Annotated in this window: 7 protein-coding genes; all 7 read left to right on the top strand. The window is 68.9% G+C overall.

Translation table 11 applies throughout. The annotated features are described in order from the left end of the window. Positions 1–41 precede the first annotated feature (41 nt). Entirely contained in the window at positions 42–1,385 is a 1,344-nt protein-coding gene (locus AUP43_RS05260) for a M16 family metallopeptidase (RefSeq protein WP_067553506.1), read from the top strand. Between the two features lie 110 nt (positions 1,386–1,495). Further along, complete coding sequence (locus AUP43_RS05255) at positions 1,496–2,797, top strand: glucose-6-phosphate isomerase (RefSeq protein ID WP_067553504.1); 1,302 nt, start codon at positions 1,496–1,498, stop codon at positions 2,795–2,797. Between the two features lie 7 nt (positions 2,798–2,804). Next, a complete protein-coding gene (gene mutL / locus AUP43_RS05250; protein WP_067553502.1) occupies positions 2,805–4,619 on the top strand; it encodes a DNA mismatch repair endonuclease MutL in 1,815 nt (604 codons plus the stop codon). 103 nt (positions 4,620–4,722) lie between these two features. Further along, positions 4,723–5,157, top strand: coding sequence for an EF-hand domain-containing protein (locus AUP43_RS05245; RefSeq protein WP_067553501.1), 435 nt, complete (start codon positions 4,723–4,725; stop codon positions 5,155–5,157). A 55-nt stretch (positions 5,158–5,212) separates the two neighbouring features. Beyond that, positions 5,213–5,794 (top strand): RNA polymerase sigma factor, encoded by a 582-nt coding sequence (locus AUP43_RS05240; protein WP_067553499.1) that lies wholly within the window; start codon positions 5,213–5,215, stop codon positions 5,792–5,794. Further along, positions 5,791–6,219 carry a hypothetical protein gene (locus tag AUP43_RS05235; protein WP_157089249.1) on the top strand — a complete coding sequence of 143 codons (429 nt, stop codon included), beginning with the start codon at positions 5,791–5,793 and terminating at the stop codon, positions 6,217–6,219. Before AUP43_RS05240 ends, AUP43_RS05235 begins: the two co-directional genes overlap by 4 nt. Positions 6,220–6,225: 6 nt before the next feature. Continuing rightward, positions 6,226–6,530: periplasmic heavy metal sensor (locus tag AUP43_RS05230; protein ID WP_157089248.1), on the top strand; the 305-nt coding region annotated here is incomplete at its 3' end.

Below are 6,530 nucleotides of genomic sequence, written 5' to 3'. Positions count from 1 at the left end.
CCCCCTCCCCCCTTGCGGGGGAGGGTCGGAGAGGGGGGTGGTTGCCGAAGGCAACCTTCCGCCTGCTCCTGGCCCTGCTGGTGGCGCCCTTGCTGGCCGTGCAGGCATACGCCATCGATATCCAGCGCGTGGTCAGCCCCGGCGGCATCGAGGCCTGGCTGGTGGAGGACCACACCAATCCCATCGTCGCCCTGGAGGTCGGCTTTCGCGGCGGCAGCGCCAGCGAGCCGGCGGGCAAGGAGGGGCTGGCGCAGCTCGCCACCGACCTGTTGACCGAGGGGGCGGGCGATCTCGACAGCCAGGCCTTCCAGAAGCGGCTGTCGGATTTGTCGATCTCGCTGTATTTCTCGGCCTCGCGCGATTCGCTCCAGGCCGGTTTCCGCACCCTGACCGATAATCGCGATACCGCATTCGAGCTGATGCATCTGGCCCTGACCGAGCCGCGTTTCGACGCGGAGCCGGTGGAGCGCGCCCGCAGCCAGATGCTGGTCGGGCTGAAGCGGGAGCTGGAGCGTCCCGGCTCCATCGCCAGCCGCGCCTTCTGGCGTTCGGCCTTTCCGCAGCACCCCTATGGCAGCCCGCCCAGCGGCACGCCGCAATCGGTCGCCGGCCTGACGGTGGCCGACATGGAGGAATTCATCGACCGCCGCTTCGCGCGCAACAATCTGCTGATCGGCGTGGTCGGCGACATCACGCCGGCGGAGCTGGGCGAGCAACTGGATGCGCTGTTCGAGGGCCTGCCGGAACGCGCCAACGTGCCGGAGGTGGCGGAGGCCAAGCCCGACTTCGCCGGCGATCTGATGGTGATCGACCGCAACATCCCGCAAAGCACGGTGCTGTTCGGCCAGCCGGGCGTGAAACGCAGCGATCCCGATTTCTTCGCCGTCAGCATTCTGGGCGAGGTGATCGGCGGCGGCTTCGGCTCCCGCCTGACCGAGGAGATTCGGGAGAAGCGGGGCCTCGCTTATTCGGTCTATGCCGGCCTCGCCCCGCTGGATCATGCCGCCCTGCTGGTCGGCAATGTCGGCACGGCGAATGCCCGCGTTTCCGAATCGCTCGATCTGGTGCGCCAGGAATGGGCCAAGCTGGCCGCCGAAGGGCCAAGCGCCGAGGAGGTGGCGGACGCCAAGGCCTACCTCACCGGCAGCTATTGGCTGGGGCTGGAGAATTCCAGCCGCATCGCCGGTACGCTGGTGGCGATCCAGCGCGAGGATCTGGGCATCGACTATCTCGACAAGCGCGCCTCGCTGATCGACGCGGTGACGATGGACGATCTGAAGCGCGTGGCGAAAAACCTGTTCGACGCCAAGGCGCTGACCTTCGTCGTGGTCGGCAAGCCGGCGGGCGTCACCCCCACCAAGCCGGCCCCGGGCCAGGATTCCTGAAGCGCCGGAGCGAACGCGCTTTTGCCGCGTTAGGCCGATAGGCCGCCACCGCCCTTGGCGGCGGCCTATCGGCTTGCTACGCTATAACCAACAAGAAATGGTGTTCATTGATGTTTTATAAACAAGATATTGAGGGTTGCCTGTCGAAGCGCGTCGGCCAGGGCGGGGTGTCCGAGGCCGATCTGGCGCGCCGGGTGGCGCTGACCAGGCCGGCGCTGGCGCAGATCGCGCGCTGGCATAAGGATGGCAGCCTGCCGCTGCTGCGCCTGACCGAGCGTGAGGACGATCTGCCGGCGCTGGAGACCATCGCCGCCGATTATCGCCAGCGTTTCGACGATGTGATCGTGCTCGGCACCGGCGGCTCCAGCCTGGGCGGGCGCACGCTGTATCAACTGGTCGACAAGGGCTTCGGCCCGCCGGCCGGCACGCCGCGCCTGCATTTCCTGGATAATGTCGACCCGGCGACGTTCGAGGCGTTGTTCCAGGCGGTCGATTTCAAGCGCGCCGGCATCATCGTCATCTCGAAATCGGGCGGCACGGCGGAAACGCTGATGCAGTTCCTGATCTGCCTCGAGCCGCTGACGCTGGCGGTCGGCGAGACGCATATCCGCGAGCATGTGACGGCAATCACCGAGAAGACCGTCAGCCCGCTGCGCAAGCTGGCGACGCGCTACGACATTCCCATCGTCGAGCATGATCCCAAGGTCGGTGGGCGCTATTCCGTGCTGTCCTGCGTCGGCGTGCTGCCGGCGCTGATCGCGGGCATCGATGTGCGGGCGCTGCGCCAGGGGGCCAAATCGGTGCTGGAGACGGCGCTGGCCGGCGATCCGGCAGGCTGCGCCCCGGCGGTGGGGGCCGCACTCTCCCTGCTGCTGGACGAATCGAAGGGGGCCAGCCAGACGGTGCTGATGCCCTATCTCGACCAGCTCGACGATCTGTCCTTCTGGTACCGCCAGCTCTGGGCAGAAAGCCTGGGCAAGGGCGGCAAGGGCACCACGCCGGTGAACGCGCTGGGCACGGTCGACCAGCACAGCCAGGTGCAGCTCTATCTCGACGGGCCGGCCGACAAGATGTTCACCATCATCATGGGCAAGGTGGCCGGCACCGGCCCGCGCGTCGCCGATGGCGTGGCCGGGGCGGTGACGCCGGACTATCTGCAGGGCCGCACCATGGGCGATCTGCTGGATGCCGAGCAGCGGGCCACGGCGGAAACGCTGATCCGCAACAACCGCCCCACCCGCATCCTGCATATCGATGCGGTCGACGCCGCCACCATGGGCGCGCTGATGATGCATTTCATGCTGGAGACGATCATCGCCGCCCATCTGCTGGACGTCGACCCGTTCGACCAGCCGGCGGTGGAAGAAGGCAAGGTGCTGACCCGCGAGTATCTCGCCGCGATGGAGAAATAGGCCAGTCATGGCGACGGTGATCCGGCGGCTGCCCGACATACTGGTCAACCAGATCGCCGCCGGCGAGGTGGTGGAGCGGCCGGCCAGCGCCGTGAAGGAGCTGGTGGAGAACGCGCTGGACGCCGGGGCCACGCGGGTCGATGTCATCCTGCGCGATGGCGGGCAGTCGCTGATCAGCGTCAGCGACGACGGTTTCGGCATGGACCAGGCCGAGCTGGAGCTGGCGGTTGAACGGCACGCCACCTCCAAGCTGCCGGACGACGATCTGGTGCGCATATCCTCGCTGGGCTTCCGGGGCGAGGCGCTGCCGTCCATCGGCGCGGTGAGCCGGCTGTCGATCACCTCGCGCAAGCAGGCCGCCGACAGCGCCTGGCGCATCGATGTCGAGGGCGGGGTGAAACGGCCGGTGCAGCCGGCGGCGCAGGGGCAGGGCACGCGGGTCGAGGTGCGCGACCTGTTCTACGCCACGCCGGCGCGCCTCAAATTCCTGAAGAATCCGCGCACCGAATACAGCCAGGCCATCGATGTGGTGAACCGGCTGGCGATGGCGCATCCGCACGTCGCCTTCACCCTGGGCGACGGCGCGCGGCAATCGGTGAAGCTGGCCGGCGCGCAGGGCGAGCTGTTCGATATCCGCCTGCGCCGCCTGGCCGCCATCATGGGCGAGGATTTCGCCGACAATGCGCTGCGCATCGACGCGACGCGCGAGGGCATCCGCCTGACCGGCTATGCCGGCCTGCCGACGCTCAATCGCGGCAATGCGCAGATGCAGTATCTGTTCGTCAATGGCCGCCCGGTGAAGGACCGGTTGCTGCAGGGCGCGGTGCGCGGCGCCTATCAGGATTTCCTGTCGCATGACCGGCACCCGCTGCTGGCGCTGTTTGTGGAATTGCCGCCGGAAGCGGTCGATGTGAATGTGCATCCGGCCAAGGCCGAGGTGCGGTTCCGCGAGGCCGGGCTGGTGCGCGGGCTGATCGTCTCGGCCTTGAAGCACGCGCTGGCCGAGGCCGGGCACCGCGCCTCCACCACCGTGTCGCTGGCCGCGCTGGGCGCATTCAACCCGCAGCGGGGCTATGCGCCGCAACCCGCGCGCGGACCGGCCTATGCCTATCCCCATCCCTCTGGCGGCCTGGCGGAGGCGGCGCGCGACTATCACGCCCCGCTGCCGAATTTCGACGCCCCGCTCTCCGCCCCGCCGCCGTCGGCGGTGAACGATGCCGGGCCGAACGACCTGCCGGTCGACAATCCCCTGGGCGTGGCGCGCGGGCAGCTGCACGGCACCTATATCGTGGCCCAGACGGCGGACGGCATCGTCATCGTCGACCAGCATGCCGCGCATGAAAGGTTGGTCTATGAGCGCATGAAGCAGGCGCTGGGCGAGAGCGGCGTGACGCGCCAGGCCCTGCTGCTGCCCGAGGTGGTGGAGCTGGACGAGCCGGCGGTCGAGCGGCTGACGGCGCGGGCCGAGGATCTGGCGCGCCTGGGCCTGGTGGTCGAGGGCTTCGGCCCCGGCGCCGTCGTGGTGCGAGAGGTGCCCGCCCTGCTGGGCCAGGTGGACGCCGCCGGGCTGGTGCGCGACCTGGCCGACGATCTGGCGGAGTGGGATCAGGCGCTGACGCTGGAGGACAGGCTGGCGCATGTCTGCGGCACCATGGCCTGCCACGGTTCGGTGCGGGCCGGCCGCCGGCTGAATGGCGACGAGATGAACGCCCTGCTGCGGCAGATGGAGGCCACCCCCCATTCCGGCCAGTGCAATCACGGCCGGCCGACCTATGTGGAGCTGAAATTGGGGGATATCGAAAGGCTGTTCGGCCGGCGCTGATTTTTATGCGACGGAAATGCCGGGGCCGGTGCGTGTAAAGGTCAAGTTCGGCGCCACGACACTGTCTCACCCCGCCGGACAGACCTTTGGAAGAGGATTTGTCATGAAGACCAAATTCGCCTTTGTGCCCGCCGCCCTCGCCGCCGCCCTGGTGATCGGCGTTCCGACGCTCGGCCAGGCCGCCTCCAGCGACGGCAAGAAGCAGGGCCAGCCCCGCGCCGAGAAGATGATGGAGCATCTCGACACCGACAAGAACGGCTCCATCAGCCGCGAGGAATTCGCCGCCGTCCGTCACGGCAAGCTGGCCGATTACGATAAGGATGGCGACGGCGCGCTCTCCAAGGCCGAGTACGAGGCCATGGTGACCGCCCAGGCGCAAAAGATGGCCGAGCGCAGCTTCGCCAAGCTGGACGCCAACAAGGACGGCAAGATCGACCAGTCGGAACGTGAGGCCCGCCGCGACGAGGCGTTCAAGCGCCTCGACAAGAATGGCGACGGCACGATCTCGCCCGACGAGCTGCGCGGCCCGAAGCGCTAACCGGCGCTTCGTTCGAGAGCAGGCCGTGCGGCATCCGCCAGAATGAGGATAAGGCGTGCAGCGAACCCAGTCGGCTGACGATACCGACGACACCCTGATCCGAAAGCTGGCGGCTGGCGACCGCACGGCCTTCCCGACCCTTCTGGAGCGCCATTTGCCGGTCATCCACCGACTGGCGTGGCGTCTCCTCGGGGAGCAGACGGAGGCCGAGGACGTGGCGCAGGAAGCCTTCCTTCGATTGTGGAACTTCGCCCCGGACTGGCGCGACCAGGGGGCGAGTCCGCGAACCTGGCTGTATCGGGTGGCCTTCAACCTGTGCCAGGACCGGCTGCGCCGCCGCCGCGTGGTGTTCATGGAGACCGTGCCGGAAGTGCCGACCGACCCGGCCGACAGCCCCAGCGCCGCGTTGCAGGACAAGCAGCGCAGCGCCAAGGTGCAGGCGGCGCTGGACGCCCTGCCGGAACGCCAGCGCGCCGCGCTGGTGCTGAGCTATTACGAGGGCTTGAGTCAGGCCGAAGCCGCCGCGATCCTGGAGATCGGCGAGGAAGCCTTGGAATCGTTGCTCGCACGGGGGCGGCGTAAGCTGCGCGAGTTGCTGGCGGCCGAGGGCCGTGAATTGCTGGGGGGCCTAGGATGAGCGCACCGATGGATATGACCTGTTTTCAATCGCTGCTCGACGCCTATGGCGCCGATCCCGGTCGCTGGCCGGCGGGCGAGCGCGCCGCCGCCGAGGCGCTGCTGGCCGCCGATCCGACGGCGCAGGCGGCCCGGCGCGAGGCGCTGGCGCTCGATGCCGCGCTCGACCTGCTGCCACATCCGCCGGTTCCGGCGGATCTGGCGGCCCGTATCGCCGCCGCGGCGCCGATGCGCACGCCGCGGCCGGCGAATAACAACCGGCCCTGGCCGATGGCGCTGGCGCTGGCGGCCTCGGCCGCGCTCGGCCTGTGGCTCGGCGTCGCCGCCGGACCCTGGGCGGGCGATGCGACGGCGGGCGATTTCGCCTCGCTGGACCGGCAGGAGGTCGCGATGCTGGCCTTCGGCCCCACCCTGGATGAGGAGTAGGCGGCGATGAGGGATTTTCTACGCCGTTGGGCCCTGCCGGCCTCGCTGATCGTCAATCTGCTGCTGCTCGGCATCATTGTCGGCGGCATGGTGTCCAGCCATAAGGGACCGCCGGACAAGGATGGCCGGCGCATCGGCTTCAGCCCGCTCGAACAGGCGGTGCCGGAAGCCGCGCGCGCCAAGATCGCCCCGCTGCTGAAACAGGAGCGGCCGGCGATACGAGAGGATTTCCGCGCGTTGCGGGAAGCCCGCGCCGAGGTGCGCGAGGCATTGCAGCGCACGCCCTATGACGCCGCCGCCGCCGCCGCCGC

Source organism: Oceanibaculum pacificum (genome assembly GCF_001618175.1).
In the GTDB taxonomy this organism is placed as follows: domain Bacteria; phylum Pseudomonadota; class Alphaproteobacteria; order Oceanibaculales; family Oceanibaculaceae; genus Oceanibaculum; species Oceanibaculum pacificum.
Note: the sequence above shows the minus strand (reverse complement) of the source record. Positions and strands in the feature narration are given on the sequence as shown.